Origin of the sequence: Echinicola vietnamensis DSM 17526 (genome assembly GCF_000325705.1) — a bacterium.
Lineage (GTDB): Bacteria > Bacteroidota > Bacteroidia > Cytophagales > Cyclobacteriaceae > Echinicola > Echinicola vietnamensis.
This window is the reverse complement of sequence record NC_019904.1, coordinates 962,321-981,034: the sequence shown is the minus strand read 5'-3', so window position 1 is coordinate 981,034 and position 18,714 is coordinate 962,321. Positions and strand designations below refer to the sequence as shown.

At 43.5% G+C, this 18,714-nt stretch carries 16 protein-coding genes; 13 read left to right on the top strand and 3 right to left on the bottom strand.

Annotation, left to right across the window (positions count from 1 at the left end):
* Positions 1-109: 109 nt before the first annotated feature.
* The 13 genes from ECHVI_RS04150 to ECHVI_RS04090 all read left to right on the top strand — a co-directional run bounded on the left by ECHVI_RS04150 (position 110) and on the right by ECHVI_RS04090 (position 13,900).
* A complete protein-coding gene (locus tag ECHVI_RS04150) occupies positions 110-838 on the top strand; it encodes a type III pantothenate kinase (protein ID WP_015264696.1) in 729 nt (242 codons plus the stop codon).
* A complete protein-coding gene (bamG, locus tag ECHVI_RS04145) occupies positions 822-2,105 on the top strand; it encodes a BamG family beta-barrel-assembly machinery protein (RefSeq protein ID WP_015264695.1) in 1,284 nt (427 codons plus the stop codon). The genes ECHVI_RS04150 and bamG overlap by 17 nt, the downstream gene beginning before the upstream one ends.
* An 11-nt stretch (positions 2,106-2,116) precedes the next feature.
* Positions 2,117-3,421: a tetratricopeptide repeat protein gene (locus ECHVI_RS04140; RefSeq protein WP_015264694.1), complete on the top strand. Its 1,305-nt coding sequence runs from the start codon at positions 2,117-2,119 to the stop codon at positions 3,419-3,421.
* Positions 3,422-3,537: 116 nt separating this feature from the next.
* A complete protein-coding gene (gene lptC, locus ECHVI_RS04135; protein ID WP_015264693.1) occupies positions 3,538-4,080 on the top strand; it encodes an LPS export ABC transporter periplasmic protein LptC in 543 nt (180 codons plus the stop codon).
* Between the two features lies 1 nt (position 4,081).
* A complete protein-coding gene (locus tag ECHVI_RS04130; RefSeq protein ID WP_015264692.1) occupies positions 4,082-4,294 on the top strand; it encodes a hypothetical protein in 213 nt (70 codons plus the stop codon).
* Entirely contained in the window at positions 4,294-5,577 is a 1,284-nt protein-coding gene (locus tag ECHVI_RS04125; RefSeq protein ID WP_015264691.1) for a hemolysin family protein, read from the top strand. Before ECHVI_RS04130 ends, ECHVI_RS04125 begins: the two co-directional genes overlap by 1 nt.
* Positions 5,578-5,666: 89 nt before the next feature.
* Positions 5,667-7,775, top strand: coding sequence for a SurA N-terminal domain-containing protein (locus tag ECHVI_RS04120; protein ID WP_015264690.1), 2,109 nt, complete (start codon positions 5,667-5,669; stop codon positions 7,773-7,775).
* Positions 7,776-7,882: 107 nt separating this feature from the next.
* The gene (locus tag ECHVI_RS04115) at positions 7,883-8,152 is read left to right on the top strand and encodes a DUF493 family protein (RefSeq protein ID WP_015264689.1); all 270 of its coding nucleotides are present in this window, start codon (positions 7,883-7,885) and stop codon (positions 8,150-8,152) included.
* A 12-nt stretch (positions 8,153-8,164) separates the two neighbouring features.
* Complete coding sequence (locus tag ECHVI_RS04110; protein ID WP_015264688.1) at positions 8,165-8,395, top strand: 4a-hydroxytetrahydrobiopterin dehydratase; 231 nt, start codon at positions 8,165-8,167, stop codon at positions 8,393-8,395.
* Positions 8,395-9,081: a 16S rRNA (cytidine(1402)-2'-O)-methyltransferase gene (rsmI, locus tag ECHVI_RS04105; protein WP_015264687.1), complete on the top strand. Its 687-nt coding sequence runs from the start codon at positions 8,395-8,397 to the stop codon at positions 9,079-9,081. The genes ECHVI_RS04110 and rsmI overlap by 1 nt, the downstream gene beginning before the upstream one ends.
* Positions 9,082-9,084: 3 nt before the next feature.
* Positions 9,085-9,873, top strand: coding sequence for an inositol monophosphatase family protein (locus tag ECHVI_RS04100; RefSeq protein ID WP_015264686.1), 789 nt, complete (start codon positions 9,085-9,087; stop codon positions 9,871-9,873).
* A gap of 251 nt (positions 9,874-10,124) precedes the next feature.
* Entirely contained in the window at positions 10,125-10,739 is a 615-nt protein-coding gene (locus ECHVI_RS04095; protein ID WP_015264685.1) for an NADPH-dependent F420 reductase, read from the top strand.
* A gap of 164 nt (positions 10,740-10,903) precedes the next feature.
* Positions 10,904-13,900, top strand: a complete 2,997-nt coding sequence (locus ECHVI_RS04090; RefSeq protein WP_041738302.1) for an AsmA-like C-terminal region-containing protein — start codon at positions 10,904-10,906, stop codon at positions 13,898-13,900.
* 425 nt (positions 13,901-14,325) lie between these two features.
* Here ECHVI_RS04090 and ECHVI_RS04085 read toward each other — a convergent pair whose 3' ends face one another.
* The 3 genes from ECHVI_RS04085 to ECHVI_RS04075 all read right to left on the bottom strand — a co-directional run bounded on the left by ECHVI_RS04085 (position 14,326) and on the right by ECHVI_RS04075 (position 18,446).
* Positions 14,326-14,898, bottom strand: coding sequence for a hypothetical protein (locus tag ECHVI_RS04085; RefSeq protein WP_157501205.1), 573 nt, complete (start codon positions 14,896-14,898; stop codon positions 14,326-14,328).
* An 8-nt stretch (positions 14,899-14,906) separates the two neighbouring features.
* Complete coding sequence (gene gpmI / locus ECHVI_RS04080) at positions 14,907-16,430, bottom strand: 2,3-bisphosphoglycerate-independent phosphoglycerate mutase (protein ID WP_041738301.1); 1,524 nt, start codon at positions 16,428-16,430, stop codon at positions 14,907-14,909.
* 717 nt (positions 16,431-17,147) lie between these two features.
* Entirely contained in the window at positions 17,148-18,446 is a 1,299-nt protein-coding gene (locus ECHVI_RS04075) for a M23 family metallopeptidase (protein ID WP_015264680.1), read from the bottom strand.
* Between the last annotated feature and the right edge of the window lie 268 nt (positions 18,447-18,714).

Genomic DNA, 18,714 nt, shown 5'->3' with positions numbered 1-18,714 from the left:
AACGGACTTTTTAAAATCCTTAATTTAGGGCCGAAATTTGGGGTAATGTTGCTTACCGCAAACATCCTAAATAATAAGTAAATGTAGCAGGGCTTTTGAATAAGAAGTATTGAAAAATTTGGTCATCGACATTGGGAATACACGAATAAAAGCGGCTTTGTTTCATGGTGAAGAGCAGATAGAGGACTGCGTAGAAACGCATTTGGATGAATTGCTCCTGAAGGTTGGCCTTTGGGAATTCGATCAGGTCATGGTAAGTTCCGTAAGGTGGTCTCAAGAAGAGTTGGAGGTGATGCTTCCTTTTGGCTTTTTGTTTCTGGACCGGTCTGTTCCGCTTCCTGTTACGAATGGTTACGAGACTCCACACACGCTGGGCTTAGATCGAATAGCAGCGGCCATAGGTGCCCAAGGAATGGCCCATGGAGGTCCAGTTCTGAGCATTGACTTGGGTACTTGTATTACATATGACTTCATCGATGACACCCACCGGTACTTGGGGGGTGCGATATCTCCTGGGGTGGAAATGCGGTTTAAGGCCATGCATGCCCAAACTGCCAAATTGCCCCTGCTGGAGCATATTCCTTCGGCTGAATTTCCTGACCTGATAGGTAATAATACTGCTTCGGGAATGAAAAGCGGAGTTTATCATGGCGTGTATTTCGAATTGGAAGGAGCCATTGCGCGGTACCAGAGCCATTATCAAGATTTAAAGGTGTTTATTTGCGGTGGTGATGCGAAATTCTTTGAAAGCTTAACAAAAGACTACATATTTGTAATCCCCAATTTGGTCCTGCACGGATTGAATAGAATTTTAAATTACAATGTCAATACAAACTAGACTGCAACTACTTGGCGTTTTCTGCGCCATATTCATATTTACTCAAGCAAAGGGCCAAATTGGTTCTTCTACCTATAGTTCCATAGGAGTGGGAGACATGAACAATTCGGGCCTTACCCAAAACCAAGCCATGGGAGGACTTGGTATTAGTTATGGTGATGCTTGGTCTGTAAACCAGGTGAACCCAGCCCTGACCGTGAAGAATAATGTGTTTAATTTCCAAGCGGCTTTTAATTATAAGCGCTACCGCGCATCCACAGAAAGCAGTTCGTCCACTTTGGACGGGGGAGGGCTTAGCTACGTTACTGTATCCTTACCGGTTAAGCCTCGTAAATGGACGGTCGGTTTGGGACTGGATCAGATAAGTACGGTGGATTATGAGCATTTGGTGGAATCCCCAGTGGTCAATTCCGACCTTTATTCGATCAGTAGAATGAGAGGACGTGGCGGCATCAGTGAGGTGTATTTAAACACAGGTTTTGAGTTGTTTAAGAATTTTAATGTGGGGCTGCAAGGAGGCTATATTTTTGGATCCACGATCAAGCACCAGCAGATTACTTTGACAGATGAGGATGGTATAACCGCCGGAGGTCAATCCGAATATTACAGCCGATTGACCATTAACGATTTTTCATTCAAAGGGGGTGTTCATTACGCATTACGTACTGGAGATCGGAGTCGGTTGAATTTTGGTGCCATTTATCAGGCTTTTGGTAACCTTGATGGAAAAATGTTCGCAAAAATGGCAGATATTGGTGAAGCTAGTGACGAAGATTCCGATGGACAGACGGTGTTTGAAAACGAGAAGGGAAATATTTATTTACCTAATAAGTTAGGTTATGGCGTATCTTTCGAAAAAATTAATAAATTTGTGATTGGGCTTGAGGCTCAGCATCAGGATTTTACGCAGTATGAGTCCTTTGTGGGAAGGAATGATGATCTCGGATCATCATTTAGAGTGGGCCTAGGGGGGCAATTTATCCCAGATATTTACTCCATAGAGAGTATTTTTATGCGGAGTACCTTCCGTGCGGGCATTGAATTCGAACAGACACCATACCTTATAGGAGAAAATAAAGTCAATGATATTGGCATTAATTTTGGAGCATCGATACCGATGAACAGTTTGTCTCTGCTGAATTTTGCAGTAAAATTTGGGCAGAGAGGTACAACAAACGATGGTTTGGTCAAGGAGGAATATTTTAAGTTTTCCCTTGGATTTTCCATCAACGACAACAGTTGGTTCTACAAAAAAGTATTTGAATAAACATAAGAAGTATGAAAGCTAAATTTGCATTATTTGGGTTATTGTCTTTTGTTTTCGTGGGCTTGGCTCAAGCTCAGGAGGGATGGAATTGGCCTTCTGACGAAAAAATGGAAGCAAAAGCTAGGGAGTACAATGCTGCCTACAACGATTACATGAAAGCGGATCAATTTATCAAGGCCACGAAACCTCTTCATTGGTTATTGGTAAATGCTCCTGATCTAAACGAGGCCATTTATATCAATGGAGTTACCGTTTACGATGGTGCTTCCAAAGAGACCAGCGATGAGGCCCAGAAGAAAATTTACCAAGATTCAGTAATGACGGTATATAACCTGAGGGGTGAAAAATATGACAATACCGCCAATTGGATCGAAAACCAAGCTTATTATGCTTATAACTACTACCGTGGCGACAAAGAAAAAGTAGCGGATGCTGCCGATTATTTTGCGAAGGATATCGAGCTGAATGGTGAAATCAATACTCCAGGTTTGGTTCCAGCATATTTTGATTTGGTATATAGAAATTATGCCTACAACCAAGCCTATTCCGATGAGGAAGTGTTGGATATATACGATGCGCTTTATGCAAGACTTGATAAGGCAGAAGCGGAAGGTGCGGACGTGTCAGGACAAAAGTCTACGTTGGACCAGATTCTCGTAAATATGGAAATCATCGATTGTGACTTTATCCAGAACAAGCTGGCTCCACAGATGGAAGCAGATCCAAGTAACATTAATTTGGCCAAAAGGGTATTCCAATATTCAGTACAGTACAAGTGTACATCTTCGGAAGCCTTTACCAAGGCGTTGGAAATTGTGGATAACGATAGCCCAACATTCTCTACTTCCCAAGTAAGGGGTATGCGTGCCATGCAAAGCAAAGAGCACGCGAAGGCAGAAGAAATGTTTACTAGGGCGTTGGACTTGGCCGAAAACGATAATCAGCGCGCAGAAGTATATTACGACCTTGCCAAAGCGCAAGCACAACAGGGCAAAAAGTCCACTGCACGTCAATCTGCTTTGAAAGTGTTGGATTTTGATTCTTCCAAGACAGCAGATGTTTGGAACTTCATTGGAAGCTTGTACATGGGCTCAGCCAATGATTGTAGAGGTGGTCAAAGCCGTGTGAAAGATTATTCCGTGTTTATCGCTGCCTATGAGGCATTTGCAAAAGCAGGAAACAATTCTGGCATGGCAAATGCCAAAGCAAGATTCCCTTCCAAGGAGGAGTTGTTTACAGAAGGCTACCAAGAAGGCCAGTCCATCAATACTGGATGTTGGGTAGGTCAATCTGTGACCCTTAGAACAAGAGATTAACCAAGCCAATTGGTCAACGACAATAATCAATAATGAAAAGGCGGTTTGCGGACCGCCTTTTTTTATTCCCCGCTGACTAATAGGGATTAACTCGATTTTATTGATAAATTTGCTGCATGATTAGGAACCTGGTGATCGTGTTATTGGTAATAATTGCGGGATTTTCCTGTAGGGAGAGTGTGGACAAGAGCCAGCTAGCCGATTATACTGGTCCTATGAGGATCACCACTGATATGGAAGTGTTCAGAAGTGATTCGGCAGTGGTGCGCATCAAGCTGTCGGCCGGAAAGCAATTGGTCTTCCATAACCAAGACATGGAATTTCCAGATGGGATCCAGATCCATTTTTATGATGTGGATGGTAAGTTGACTTCTACGATCAGGGCTGATAAAGCCTATTTTGATAATAAAACCAAGCTGTACCGTGGAGAGGGAGATGTGAGGGTCCATAACATGGAAAAAGGAGACAAGCTGAATACCGAAGAGTTGTTTTGGAATGAGCGAAAAGAGATTATTTTTACTGAGAAGTTTTTCACGATCGAAAAAGCAGATGAAACACTGATCAAAGGGACCGGATTGGAGTCTGATCAATCTTTCAGTAATTATACAATGTACAATATTGTAGATAGCCGATTGCCCATACAAGAAGGGGAGGAATAAGATGAGATTAAAAGGAATTGTTTTACTGTCATTATCAGCAGCATTGGTGATCATAGGGACCCACTTGACCATGACACAGGGGATTACCTTTTCGTATCCTGTGTTTATGTTTGCCGTAGCACTGCTGTTTTGGTACAAATACCTCAAGACCAAGTGGGCTGAGCAGGATGAGCAGGCCTCCGAAGGGCAGGATGGTAAGAAAAAGCGCAAATAATGGAATATCAATACCTTGTTTATGTCTTGATCACTTTAATGTTTTCGGCCTTGTTTTCTGGCTTGGAGATAGCGTTTGTGTCTGCAAATAAGCTTCACATAGAACTTCAAAACAAACAGGGAGATTTTACCGGTAAGGTATTGGCGGGATTTATGAAGAACCCGGGTCAGTTTATCGGTACCACGCTCTTGGGCAATACCGTTTCGTTGGTAGTCTATGGTATTTTCATGGCGTATTTGCTGGAGCCAGCCATAGCACATTTTCTGCAATTTTTACCCGATGGCCTCCATGGCTTGAATAATCAGGTCACGGTGATGCTTATCCAAACGGTACTTTCTACACTTATCGTGTTGATTACGGCAGAGTTTATTCCCAAGAGTATCTTTATGCTCAACCCTAATAACCTGTTGAGCTTTTTTGCCATTCCATTTATGATCATTTACTACACGATGTATCCCATCGTTTGGTTAGTGGTAGGGATGTCCCGCTTTTTTATCACTCGGATATTGGGCTTGGATTACAGTGAGGACAAGCCCGTTTTCAAAATAACGGATCTGAACAGCTTCATTCAAAACAACTTGGAGACAGAAGGTGACGACGCGACAGATATTGATACCAAGATCTTTGATAATGCCGTAGAGTTTAAGAAAGTAAAGGCACGGGACTGCATGGTGCCCCGGACGGATATCGTGGCAGTGGATGTGGAAGATAGTATCGAAGATCTTAAGTCCACTTTTATGGAAAGTGGACATTCGAAGATCATTGTTTATAAGGAGAATATCGATGATGTCATCGGCTATTGCCACCACTTGGAGCTCTTTAAAAAGCCCAAAGAGGTCAACGATATCCTTACGCCGATTATCATTGTTCCGGAGACGGCATTGGTGAATGAGCTTTTGGTCCAATTTATTTCTGAGCGAAAAAGCTTGGCTTTGGTCGTGGATGAATTTGGCGGAACCAGTGGAATCGTCAGCATGGAGGACATCATCGAGGAGATTTTTGGTGAGATCGAAGACGAATACGATAACGACGACTTGATCGAGCAGGAGCTTTCGGATGATGAATACCTTCTCAGTGCACGCCATGAAATCGATTACCTTAACGAAAAGTACGATTGGAATTTACCTGAAGGAGATTATGATACCCTGTCCGGTTTCATCTTGTCCTTGACAGAAAACATCCCCAAAAAAGGAGAGTCAGCGGTGTATGGGCCATTTACTTTTACGGTAGTTTCCAAGCAGGAGCACCGGATTGATACAGTGAAACTTAAAATAAATACATAAGTGAAGTGAAGAAGTGATTATTGTGGGCGATAATATTTTGAATTTACCGCTAGATGTAATTATTTTGCGACACTTCAAAAACTAGAAGAATGGCTTTAATAAAAGAAATTAGACAGAGAACAGGTCTTGCAATCGGAGTGATTGCGGTAGGGTTGATACTTTTCCTGGTAGGAGGAGATTTATTGGGCCCCAATTCGATGCTCTTGGGTGGTAGGGATACCGTGGTAGGAGAGATCAACGGAGAAGAGATTTCCTATGAGGAGTACATTGCGCAAGTGGAGCAGTTTAAGCAAAACTATGTGCAAAACACCGGAAGGAACCCATCGGAAAATGAGATGTACAGTGTGCGGGAGCAAGCTTGGCAGGCGATGGTAGTGAAGCGTGTGTTTTCTGAGCAGTATGAAGAATTGGGCATGACCATCTCTGATGCTGAATTGGTAGATATGGTGCAAGGAAAAAACATTGTAGCGGAGCTTCGTCAGCAACTTACCAATCCAGAAACAGGGCAATTTGATCGTCAGCAGTTGATTTCTTTCTTGCAGTCTTTGGAATCAGCATCGCCCCAACAGCGAGCTTTCTGGGCGCAGCAAGAGCGGACCTTTGCAGACTCCAGGTTGCGGATCAAATACGATAACTTGCTTTCATCATCGTCCTATGCGACAAAAGAGCAAGGTGCCTTGCAATATAAAATGCAAAACAGTATCGCTGATGTAGAGCACCTGTTTGTACCATATTATGCAATTTCTGATTCGGCTGTGAGTATCACGGATGCTGATCTGGAAGCCTATCTTTCTGAAAACAGAGAGGAATTTGAGGCGCAGAATACACGGGACATTTCTTATGTGACGTTTAATCTGTATCCAAGTGGAGCGGATTCTGCCGCCGTAATCGATGAGATCAGCCAGCTCACTGAGGAGCTTCGTTCAGCCGATAGTGATTCTGTATTCGTGTTGAGAAATTCAGAAATATCCAATCCGTATAGAACTTTCCTTCCAGGGCAGGCACTGCCAGCTGACTTCACCTCTAATGTGGAAGATCCCGAGGTAGGTACGGTTTATGGGCCATTCATTACCAACAGAAGCACTTATGTAAGCTATAAGCTTTCAGCGCAATATGAAGGCACGCCTCGCATGAGAGCAAGTCATATCCTTTTCAGTACCCAAGGGATGGACGATGCTGCAAAAGCAGGTGTAAAAACACAAGCAGAGACCGTATTGGCCCAGTTGGAAGAAGGAGGAAACTTCTTTGCAGCCGCACAGCAGTATGGACAGGACGGCACCGCCCAGCGGGGAGGTGACCTTGGATGGTTTGCCAAAGAAGATTTTGTAGAGCCGTTTGCTGATGCCGTGTTTGCTAGAAACGAGACAGGCTTAATCGGTAAATTGATCGAAACAGAATATGGCTTTCACATCATTAATGTAACAGAGCTTCCGAAGAGTGAGGTAGTGAAAATTGCCATTTTGGAGAAAGAACTGATCCCAAGTGATGCCACCAGAAATGAGGTCTTCAGAGACGCTGATATGTTCGCCGCCAACACCGGCAATGCAGATCAGTTCAAGACCAATTCCAATGAAGAAGGATATCGTGTGATGGATGCCAATGGCCTTGCCACCAATGCCAGGTCCATTAATAACCTTACAGGTGCCAGAGAAGTGGTAAGATGGGCGTTCAATGATGCTTCTGTCGGTGGAGTATCGCCAGTGTTTGAACTGGAAGATGCCTATGTGGTAGCCTTGCTAAAGGGTAAAACTGAAGAAGGTGAAGTGGAGCTGAGCCAAGTAAAGGGCGTGGTCAGAGATCAAGTGATGCGTGAGAAGAAATTTAAAATGATCGCGGATAAACTTTCTGGTAAGGCAAGCCTTGAGGATATGAAAGCGGTGTTCCCGAATGAGGCGTCCGTGGGCACAGCACCAAGTTTGAAATTGAGTGAAAATACCATCCCGGGTATCGGCTACGCTCCAAAAGCAGTCGGAGCCGTGTTTGGATTGGAAGCAGGACAGATCACACAGCCTATCAAGGAGGATATTGGTGTGGTCGTAGCCAAGCTTAACAGCAAAACCCCAGCGGGTGAAGTAGCTGACTACACCATGTACCAAAACCAACTTAAAGCCAACGAGCAGCAACGTACAGCCTATATGATCATGATGGCTGCCGAGGAATTGGCCGAAGTTAAGGATTACAGATATAAATTCTTCTAGTAAGAATGTTAAATTCATGAAAATCCCATTCTCTCTTGAGGATGGGATTTTCGTGTTTATGGATTTAATTTTTTATCTGTCGTGTTAATACAGTAAATTCGACTAATATGATGAAGAAGGAGTTTAATAAGGCCGCTTTTAAAGAGAAGCTTGATGAGCAAACCAGTTTTCCGGCATTGTACATGTTTAAATTTATTGTGCCAAGTGGTAAGGAAGACGAAGTAAGGGGATTGCTGCCGAAGCATGAGGTGGTCTTTAAGGAATCGGCAAAGGGTACCTATGTCAGTGCGACCATCAAAGCAATGATGAGGGACAGCCAGTCGATCATAGAGGTATATGAACGCGCATCCAAAATAGAAGGAATCATTTCGTTATAAATCAAATTTGCTATGTGGGAAGAGAAAAATGATCAACTTATAAGAGTATTCGAATTTTCAGATTTTCAAGAAGCTTTTGCTTTTATGACCAGGGTAGCCTTTTTGGCTGAGGAGCAAGGTCATCATCCCAACTGGAGCAATGTCTATAATTCAGTGACCATAGCCTTGACAACCCATGATGCCGGCAATAAAGTCACGGATAAGGATAAAAAATTGGCCGCTGCCATCGATAAGCTGATCTAATGACCGAAGAAATAAAGCCGCACCTTTACCTGGTGCCTACGCCAATCGGGAATCTGCAGGATATTACGCTCCGGGCCATAGACGTGCTCCAGCGTGTAGATGTTATTTTGGCCGAAGATACGCGGACGACAGGAAAACTGCTGAAGCACCTGGAAATCCAGCGGCCTTTGCAGAGCTATCATATTTTTAATGAGCACAAAACCGTAGAAAAATTGGTGGCACGCATGGAGGCGGGAGAACAGTTTGCGCTGGTGAGTGATGCCGGGACGCCTGCCATATCCGATCCTGGTTTCTTATTGGTAAGGGCCGTTCGAGAAGCAGGGTTGGAAGTGAATTGCCTGCCTGGAGCCACTGCTTTTGTGCCTGCCCTGGTGAATTCAGCACTTCCCAATGACCGCTTTGTGTTTGAAGGATTTTTGCCTCATAAAAAGGGGCGCAAAACGCGTATTGAGAATCTGCTGGAAGAGCAGCGCACCATGATATTTTATGAGTCTCCCCATCGGCTGTTAAAAACCCTTACACAACTCATGGAGGCATTTGGTGGGGACAGGATGGCCTGTGTCTCCAGAGAGCTCACCAAGATGTACGAAGAGAACATCAGGGGGACCTTGGAAGAACTTATTGATTATTATAATGAAAATACCATAAAAGGAGAAATCGTAATTACAGTAGCAGGAAAAAACTAACCAATGGAGATTAACGAACTTTTAGACAAGACCATAGCCATTGCCAGAGAAGCTGGCGCTTTTATCAGAAGAGAGAGACAGAGCTTTGACCTGAATAAGGTAGAGCACAAAGGATTTAACGATTTGGTGTCTTATGTTGACAAGGAGGCAGAAAAGATCGTAGTGAGCGGTCTTCAGGAGATTTTGCCAGAAGCAGGGTTTATTACCGAAGAGGGCACGATCAATAAGGAAGGGGAGGTTTATAATTGGATCGTAGATCCCTTGGATGGTACGACAAATTTTGTGCATGGTGTGCCCGTGTTTTCAGTGAGCATTGCCCTGATGAAAGATGGAGAAATCATCCTCGGAGTGGTGTATGAGGTCAATAATAACGAGTGTTTTTACGCCACCAAAGGTGGAGGTGCCTTTTGTAACGATACGCCGATAGGGGTAAGCCCCACTCCTTCCCTGTCCGCAGGGCTAGTTGCTACTGGTTTCCCATACAGTGCCTTTGAAGAAGTGGATAAATACTTAGGCTTGCTGAAAGACATCATTCAACATTCCCACGGGGTAAGACGGATTGGGAGTGCGGCAGTGGACCTTTGCTATGTGGCCGCTGGAAGAATGGATGGATATTTCGAGTACAACCTGAATTCCTATGATGTAGCGGGAGGTGTGATCATCTTGCAGGAAGCAGGGGGTAAAGTAACGGATTTTAGCGGAGGAGATGATTATGTCTTTGGACGTGAATTGGTAGGCAGCAACGAAAAAATTCATAAAGAATTGTTGGGGAAAGTGAAAAATCACTGGTAAAAAGTGTAATATATACAGTTTTTAAAGTAGGTTTTTGGCTTTTTGCCTTATGTAAAATGTATTGCGCTTGTTTTCAGGTAATTAGGTGAGGGAAAGCTTGCTATAAAGGAATATTTTTTATAGTTTTCAAAGGATTGCACAAGTGGATAATACCAGTTGTCATAATCACCCACTTCTTTCCCCTCACCAAGGAAAGAAATCCACACCTTTTTCGTTAAAACAATACAGAATAGTTTAAAGACCGCGTAAGCATGACGTTAGGAATTATTGGAGGAACAAAATTGTCAGTGACTTTAGGGAACAAATATATTTCCCGAGGTTTAAAAGTTGTATTTGGAGTAAGGGAGGAGTTTGAAGCCAGGCAAATAGAATGGAAGATTCTTCAAATGCAAAAGGATAAGGTATTTGGTTATTGTGAAGCAATGGACCAAGCCGATGTCATTATGGTTTGCTGTGAGAATGAATTTTTGCCATTGGTATGTAAATGTCTTTCGAGGCTAGAAACCAAGGATAAGTTAGTATTGGACTGCACCAATGGAAAATATAATCCGAATTTTGGCTGTAACACTCGGTATATCCAAGAAAAGGCGGATTATAAGAAAGTATTAAAAGGGTTTAACAACCTGGGACTGGATTATCCCAAATGTGATCCCTTGGAATTGGTTAAAGAAACCTATTTCTGTGGGGACAACGATTTTGACAAATACCGCGTAAAGAAATTGATCGAATTGATAGGTTTCAAAGCGATTGATGCCGGAGGTTTGGACAATGCGCCATTGCTAGAGGCATTTTATCACCTGAGAAAGCAGATCACCCATTTCAAAAAGGAAAACGTAGATTACCATTTTAAATTGATGTCTGTATAATCCCGTAAAAAGGATAAAAAAACTATAAATTTTCAAGTTTTGGGAACATTCGATTGTTCCCTTTTTTATTGGGGCATCAAATTTGATACCTTTGTATAAGTCTTGCTGGTTATCCTATTTTTAATTCAAGGCAGGAAAGATGTATCACTAATTTTGACATGGCTATGAAAAAGACCCTGATTATTATATTGTCCGTTTTTGCTTTTTTACTTGTGGCACTGATTGCCACCCCCTTTATTTTCAAAGACAAGATCGTGGCACGGATCGATAAGGAAATTGCCAATGCAGTGGATGCACAGGTGTATTATGATGTGGATCAGATAAGCCTGAGTGTGCTGAAACGCTTTCCCAATATATCGGCGACGGTAAACGAATTTGGGGTACATGGAAATGCGCCCTTTGAAGGGGATACCTTGGCGCACATCAATAACTTTCAAATCGACTTTAACCTGATGTCGGTGATATTTGGCGATTATCCAGAGTTGACGGGGCTGCATCTCAAGGGCGGGAGCATTTACGTAAAGGTGCTGGAAGATGGAACGGCCAATTACGATATTGCCAAAGATACTGGGGAGCCCACTGCCCCTGAAGAGCCGTCAAATTTCAAATTGGGCATTGACCTTATGGAAATAGAGGACGTGAATTTCGTGTATGACGACCGGCAGTTAAAATATTTTTTGGCCCTGCGGGATTTCGATATGGAAGGATATGGGGATTTTACAGCGGAAGTGTATGGACTGGACGGAAAGATCCAAACCAATATCATGCGAATGGATTTTGAGGAGGTAAACTACCTGTCCAATAAAGTCTTTACAGCGGATACGGAGATCCAAGTGGACATGAATCAAATGAAATTTACTTTTGGTGAGGGACAATTTGGGCTGAACGATTTTATGTTCGGTATTGATGGATTTCTTGCCATGCCTTCAGAGGACATTGATTTTGATTTGACCTTCGAAGGAAAGGATAACACCTTCAAAAGTGTCCTTTCCTTGGTGCCAGGAGTGTATACGGAGTCATTTGATGGGATAAATACTTCTGGAACCATGGATTTTGGCGGTTACTTTAAAGGTACCTACAGCGAGAGCCAATTTCCCGCTTTTAAGATCGGCTTGAAAGTGACCGATGGGATGTTTCAATATCCCGACCTGCCAAAGCCTGTCAGCAATATCAATGTGGACATGTCGATCAAGAACGAAACCAATAACCTGGATAATACCCAAGTCAATATTCCAGCGTTTAACCTCACCTTCGGTTCCAATCCTGTTTCGGGGCGGTTGTTACTGGAGAATTTGGTCACGTATGACATTGATGGGGAGCTCAAGGGGAAACTGAACCTAGAAGAGCTTACCTCAATTTTTCCCATTGAAGGGATGGAATTGCGGGGTGTTTTGGACGTGGATGCTGCTGCCAAAGGCCGCTATGACAGTGTAGCGAAGATCATTCCGGCGATAGATGCCAAGATGACCTTAACCGATGGTTATGTGAAAAGTGAAGAGTACCCCGCACCGATCGAAGATTTAAACGTGCATACGGTTATAGTCAATAATAGCGGTAAGATGAATGATTTTCTGGTAGACCTGTCCACGTTTGGCTTTAAGCTGGAAGGTGAAGAGATCAAAGGGAATATGGCTGTTCGTGACTTGGATGCGCTCAATTGGGATGGGGCTATACATGGATCTGTGGATCTAGGGAAGATCAGTAAGATATTCCCCATGGATGAGGTGATCATGGACGGTAAGGTCATGGCTGATATTGATACGAAGGGTAGTTATGCCGATGTGGAAGCCGAGCGGTACAATCGCCTGGATACCAGGGGACAGGTAGCCCTTACAGAATTTTATTATACAGACAAAGACCTTCCCCAAGGAATACGCATCCATCAGGCCAAAGGTGACTTCAGCCCACAGTCCATTAACCTGACTACTTTTGAGGCGCGCTTGGGAGAGAGTCCTGTGAAAGCTAATGGTAGTTTAGCAAACTATATTGCGTACGTTTTTGAAGAAAACGAAGTCCTTTCAGGAAACTTGAATGTCAGCTCCACCAAATTTAATATCAACGAGTGGATGACCGAAAGTGAATCGACTACGGAGGATACCACTGAACTGCAGCTTATCGAATTGCCGAAGAATATCGATTTTAAGATGAGCGTACAGGCAGATGAAGTGCTTTATGATGATCTGGTGTTCAATGACGCAAAGGGAACCATGACCCTTAAGAACGGCATTCTGACATTTAAGGATGCTGGTATGCGTACCTTGGGCGGTCAATTGACCTTAAATGGGGCATACAATACCCAGGACATTAAGGATCCGAAGTTTAACATGGACTTCAATGTCAGTGCCATGAGCATTCAAGAGGCCTTTAAGTACTTCAATACCGTTAAAGCTTTTGCCCCCATCGCCCAGCATTTGAATGGGAATTTTACCACCAATTTTTCATTGTCTGGAAATTTGGGGCAGGACATGATGCCGGTGTTGTCTTCCTTGGATGGAAGTGGCTTGATAAAAGTGGCCCAAGCAGCTTTGGAAAACAGTCAGATCGTCAATGGTATAACCTCGCTTACCAAGCTGAAGGATGGCAATACCATTACACTCAAGGACCTAAATCTTCAAGCGGAAATAAAGGATGGGATGTTGGAGGTGCAGCCCTTTGACGTGAAACTTTGGGATTATGAGGCTAATATTCAAGGGAGCACTGGATTTGACGGTAGTGTCAATTACCTGATCAACATGCAGGTTCCTGCCGGAAAACTGGGAAGCCAGGCCAATAACCTGTTGGCTAGCATCTCAGGAACGGAAGCTACGGGAGATACGAAAATCCCTATCGCGATCAATCTGGGAGGGACTTATTCATCACCAAAACTCAGCTTGGCCGGTGGAGACAGCATGGAAGCCTTACTGACCAATGCCTTGAAATCCCGTGCATCTGCAGAAAGTAAAAAGCTCCAAGATCAGGTGCAAGAGCAGTTTAAGGCCCATGAAGACAGTGCCAAACAAGAGATGAAGGCAAAGGCAGATGCTGCCCAAGACAGTGCTAAAAAGGAACTGGATAAGAAAGTCGAAGAGGCGCAAAATAAGGCTGCTGATGAGGTGAAGGATGCCTTGAAAGGACTCTTCGGGAAATCAAAGTCCAAACCGGATACGACTAAGAACAACTAAGCTAAATCATAGGTAGCCAGTAAAAGTACGTCTGGGTGTAGCTTGGGCGATTGCAAGGCTTAATAAGATGTGAGATGGATCGTGAGGGGGGTAGCCACCTCGCGATCCATTGTTTTTTTATGTAGATGACAGGGGTGAAGCTGTTTATGCAAGATTAAGTTTTGTTCATCCACTGCCTTAGCGTTCTACTTTAAGCCATAGATAACGATAAATGCGAAAACGTTACAATGGCACCAGATGGATGCTGTATGTTCTGAAAGAAATTGATAATTATTTTGTGCCATAGTGACTGTGTGGCGTATGACGCTCCCGATAAATGTACGATGGTAAGGTTTTTTTAGTCATTGAAAAAGCTAGTCTCCCAATTATCTTACATGGGACTTATGTTGGCGGGATGCTTACTGGTTTTTGCAAACAATACCGTTTTACTTTGTGACCTTTCCTTCTACCGTGATTTTATTGGGGGATAAAAACCATACCTTTTGGCTGCCTTCCACTGAATATGCCGTGATGTGCCCGGTGGATTCATCGATGTGAAGCCTACCTTGGGTACTGGATTCATAAAAGAGGTTTTCAGATTTGGCCAAAAAGGTCACTTCCTTTAGGTGGTTGTGCTCTGGGGATTGGTAGTTTACTCGAAGTTCTTTGATGTTTCCTTTTGCCTCAGGCTTTAGGAGATAAACTTTTTCTGAGCCATTTTCCTGTATCTCATAAGCGGTGGAATTAGCCGCTTTATTGATATCTGCTTGGATAAAGGCATCCAGTTCCTTTCGCCATTGTTCTTGGTCAAGGGTAACGGTGTTGGTTTCCTTTTCACCGTTGATAAAAGTTTCCTTTTGGACTTCCTTGCCGTCCAAGGCCTCCAGCTGTTCCACTACCAGGGCTTTAAGAGGAAAATACTTATCTATCTGCGTCGGATTTGCCAAGGGCTGCTTTTCTCCTTCAGTGCAGGAAAAGAGCAGCCCCAGCATTAATAGAAATGAAAATAGTTTTTTCAAGAGCCTTATTATTTTAACAGCACATCACCAGTCATTTCAGCTGGGATGTCTACGCCCATCATTTTAAGGATAGTAGGCGCAAGGTCTCCCAGCTTACCGTCATTTACTTCCAACTGGTCTTTCTTGTCAACCATAATACATGGAACTAAGTTCGTGGTGTGGGCAGTATTTGGGGTGCCGTCTTCATTGAGCATTTTATCGCTATTGCCATGATCGGCGATCACGATGACGGAATAGTCGTTTTTCAGTGCTGTGGAGATGACGGAGTTGGTGCATTCATCTACCGCTTCACAGGCTTTTACCGCTGCTTCAAATACACCCGTATGGCCAACCATGTCAGCATTGGCAAAGTTTAGGCAAACGAAATCCGTTTCCTTTTTGTCCAATTCGACATTGATTTTTTTGGCAATTTCGTAAGCACTCATTTCAGGCTGCAGGTCATAAGTGGCCACTTTGGGGGAGCTGCAGAGGATGCGGGATTCTCCATCGAATTCCGATTCACGTCCACCGCTAAAGAAGAAAGTGACGTGCGGATATTTCTCTGTTTCCGCAATTCGGATTTGTTTTTTGTCGTTGTTGGCCAACACTTCTCCGAGGGTGTTTTTCAGGTTGTCTTTTTCGAAGATGACCGAAACCCCATTAAACGTTTCGTCATAATTGGTAAACGTCACATAGTGCAGGTCCAGCTTTTTCATCTTGTAATCTTCAAAATCCTGCTGGGTCAGTACCTGTGTGATTTCACGTCCCCTGTCGGTTCGGAAGTTAAAACAGATGACCACATCGCCTTCTTCAATGGTGGCGATGGCTTTTCCATTTTCGTCCACTTGGACGATCGGGCGGATAAATTCATCCGTTACCCCGTTGGTATATGATTTTTTGATGGCGGCGAGGATGTCCTTGGACTTCTCCCCTTCTCCTAAAACCATGGCATCATAAGCCAATTTCACTCGTTCCCATCGTTTGTCTCTGTCCATGGCATAGTATCGGCCGATTACAGAAGCAATTTTACCGACAGATTGACTGCAGTGCTGTTGGAGGTCTTCCAGGTATCCAAGGCCACTTTTAGGGTCAGTGTCCCTGCCGTCTGTGAAGGCATGGATATACGGTTCCGTGATGCCATTGGCTTTGGCTGCGTCACACAGGCCTTTGAGGTGCTTGATATGTGCATGTACCCCTCCATCGGATACCAGTCCGATGAAATGTACCTTTTTTTGGCTTTCTTTCGCGGTAGCAAAAGCTTTCTTCAAGATTGGATTTTCTTTGAGATCCCCTTCTTCTACAGCTTTGTTGATTTTAACCAGATCTTGGTACACAACTCTCCCGGCACCGATATTCATATGCCCTACTTCTGAGTTGCCCATCTGTCCGTCTGGCAATCCCACAGCCAAACCGGAAGCATCCAATTTGGAGTGTGGATATTTTTCAAAAAGACTGTCGATGAATGGCGTGTTTGCCTTGTCTATCGCAGAAACTTCAGGGTTGGTGGCCAAGCCCCAACCATCCAAAATCATTAGTAAAACTTTTTTATCCATGAGGCAAATATAAAGATTTTATATACAATGATAGAAAATTACTTTGATTCTGTGGCATAGAAAAGTGACTAAAGAAGGGGTGTCCTTCATAAACGGGTAGGATTAGTAAATCATTGCCACGTATTAAATAATAATTATCGGTTTTTAGTACGTAATTTACCGTAATGATTTTAAAGGTTCCAGTAGAAAAGCAGGGGAAAGCGCCCATCCGTTCAAAGAGTACAGCCGGGGAGTGGTAAAGTACGTGTTTAGTGTCGAGGGATGTGAAAGAAGATTATCCTACAGGGTAGCGATCCATTGGGCCGCTGGCACTCCCTTAAGTGGTTGGGTTCTTTGAAGTATCCTGCTGTTAAATCCGCAGGTTCCCTAACATGTCGTGCCCATGGCACTTGGTGCAGGTGACCACTTGCTGCCTAAAGGGTATCACACATGAAGTAAAGTTTTGTAGGAGCGGACAATGTAAAAATGCTTTAGCCACCTATTATCTCCACAAATTTCCGCTAAAGCCGTTTTTGGTACATGGAGGAAGTCGATCATCTTTTGGGCACGAACGGTCCTTCTCTGCAAACATTTCACTATCCATTTCCCCAGAAATATGGCTTGCTCCAAAATTCACTAGATTCCATGTATCGGTTTTGAATTTTATCAAAGGGGCAATAAAAAAAGGTCTCCATGGATAGCATGGAAACCTTTTTTGTGATCGCTTTATCAAACCATCTATTCAGTGGCTTGGGTGAGCAGTTTATCTTCTGGATTCTCTTGGTAGGGAATTGATGCCAATTGATCCATTTTTTCTGTTTTTACCCTTTCGAAAGCCATTTTGTTATCGTCTAAAATAGGATCGGAAGGTGGGATATCTTCATTTAACCAGTCCACCTGCTTTCCGTGTTTCCAGAACCTGAAGCAAAGGTGCGGTCCCGTGGCCAGGCCGGTGCTTCCCACATAGCCGATGACTTGTCCTTGTTTTACACGAACGCCATTGCGAATGCCGGAGGCAATTTTGGACATGTGAAGGTATTGGGTGGTATAGGTGCCGTTATGCTTTACTTTGACATAATTGCCGTTTCCTCCGGTGTAGCTGGCAGCGATGATGGTACCATCTCCTACAGACCTGATCTCCGTACCCCTTGGTGCTGCATAATCCGTTCCCAAGTGGGCTTTGTAACGCTTCTGCACTGGATGGTACCTTCTCAAGCTATACCGCGAACTGATTCTGGTGAATTTTACCGGGTCACGCAGAAAGGCTTTCTTAAAACTGTTGCCTTCGAGATCGAAGAAAGACACTTGTCCGTTTTGTTCAAATGGAATGGCGTAATAGGGTTCGCCCATGTGTTCAAAATAGGCTACTTGGATAGGCTCTATTCCGACCACTTGGCCGTCCACCACTTTTTCATTGTACACGACTTTGTATTTGTCGCCCTTTTGGAGGCGCTGAAAGTCCACGCTCCAACCGTAAAGATCTGCAAATTCATCAATCAGGTCCGGTGTGATGCCCTGTTCGGTCATGTTGACGTATAGGGATGAGGTGATTCTACCGGCGATTTCCCTTTTTCGTAATTCTACCGGCTTTGCTTCTTTATAAATGTCCTTGCCGTCCAGTTTGTACACGACAAATTCAGCGGCGTTTGGTTCATAAATAAAAAATTCTGCTTTTGAACTGCTGTCTTTCGAGGTGAGTACGGTGTATTTTTTGTTAAAGGCGATCTTACGAACATCAAAAATATCCTTGGATTTCTTGGCGATTTGATCGATGATTTGGTAAGGTACGTTAAAGGGTGCCAAGATAGTGGAGAGGGTTTGGTTTCTGGCTACTTTCCCTTCTACAACATCCAGTTCGTCTACATTTATCCCATAAAGTAAATGTTCTTCCTTAACCGCCGCTTTTTCTTCACTTTCCAAGGCGGTTACTTCTGCTTCTACAACTTCACGTTGAGGTTTTAGCTTGGTCTCGTACAAGCCATAACCTGCTGCCGTTAGCAACACAATACCTGCTGCCACGATCCATGATTTCTTCATTCCCTAATGTTGATTTTTGGTAATTAAAACGATCTTGTAATAAGTTTAAATTTTGGTCAAATAGCAAGTAGTTAGGCTATTTTTTACGTTGAAATGGGTTGTTTTTGATAAATCTCTAGGTTTAAACGAAAGATAGGGGCTGGAATTGTGTAGAAAAGAAGGATAATTTTGTTCCAAGGAGGAAATAGGTAGAAAAATGCTAGGATACTTTTTGTCATAATAGTAAACTGTGGATCGAATTATTATCTTTGGCGACTGGTATCGAATA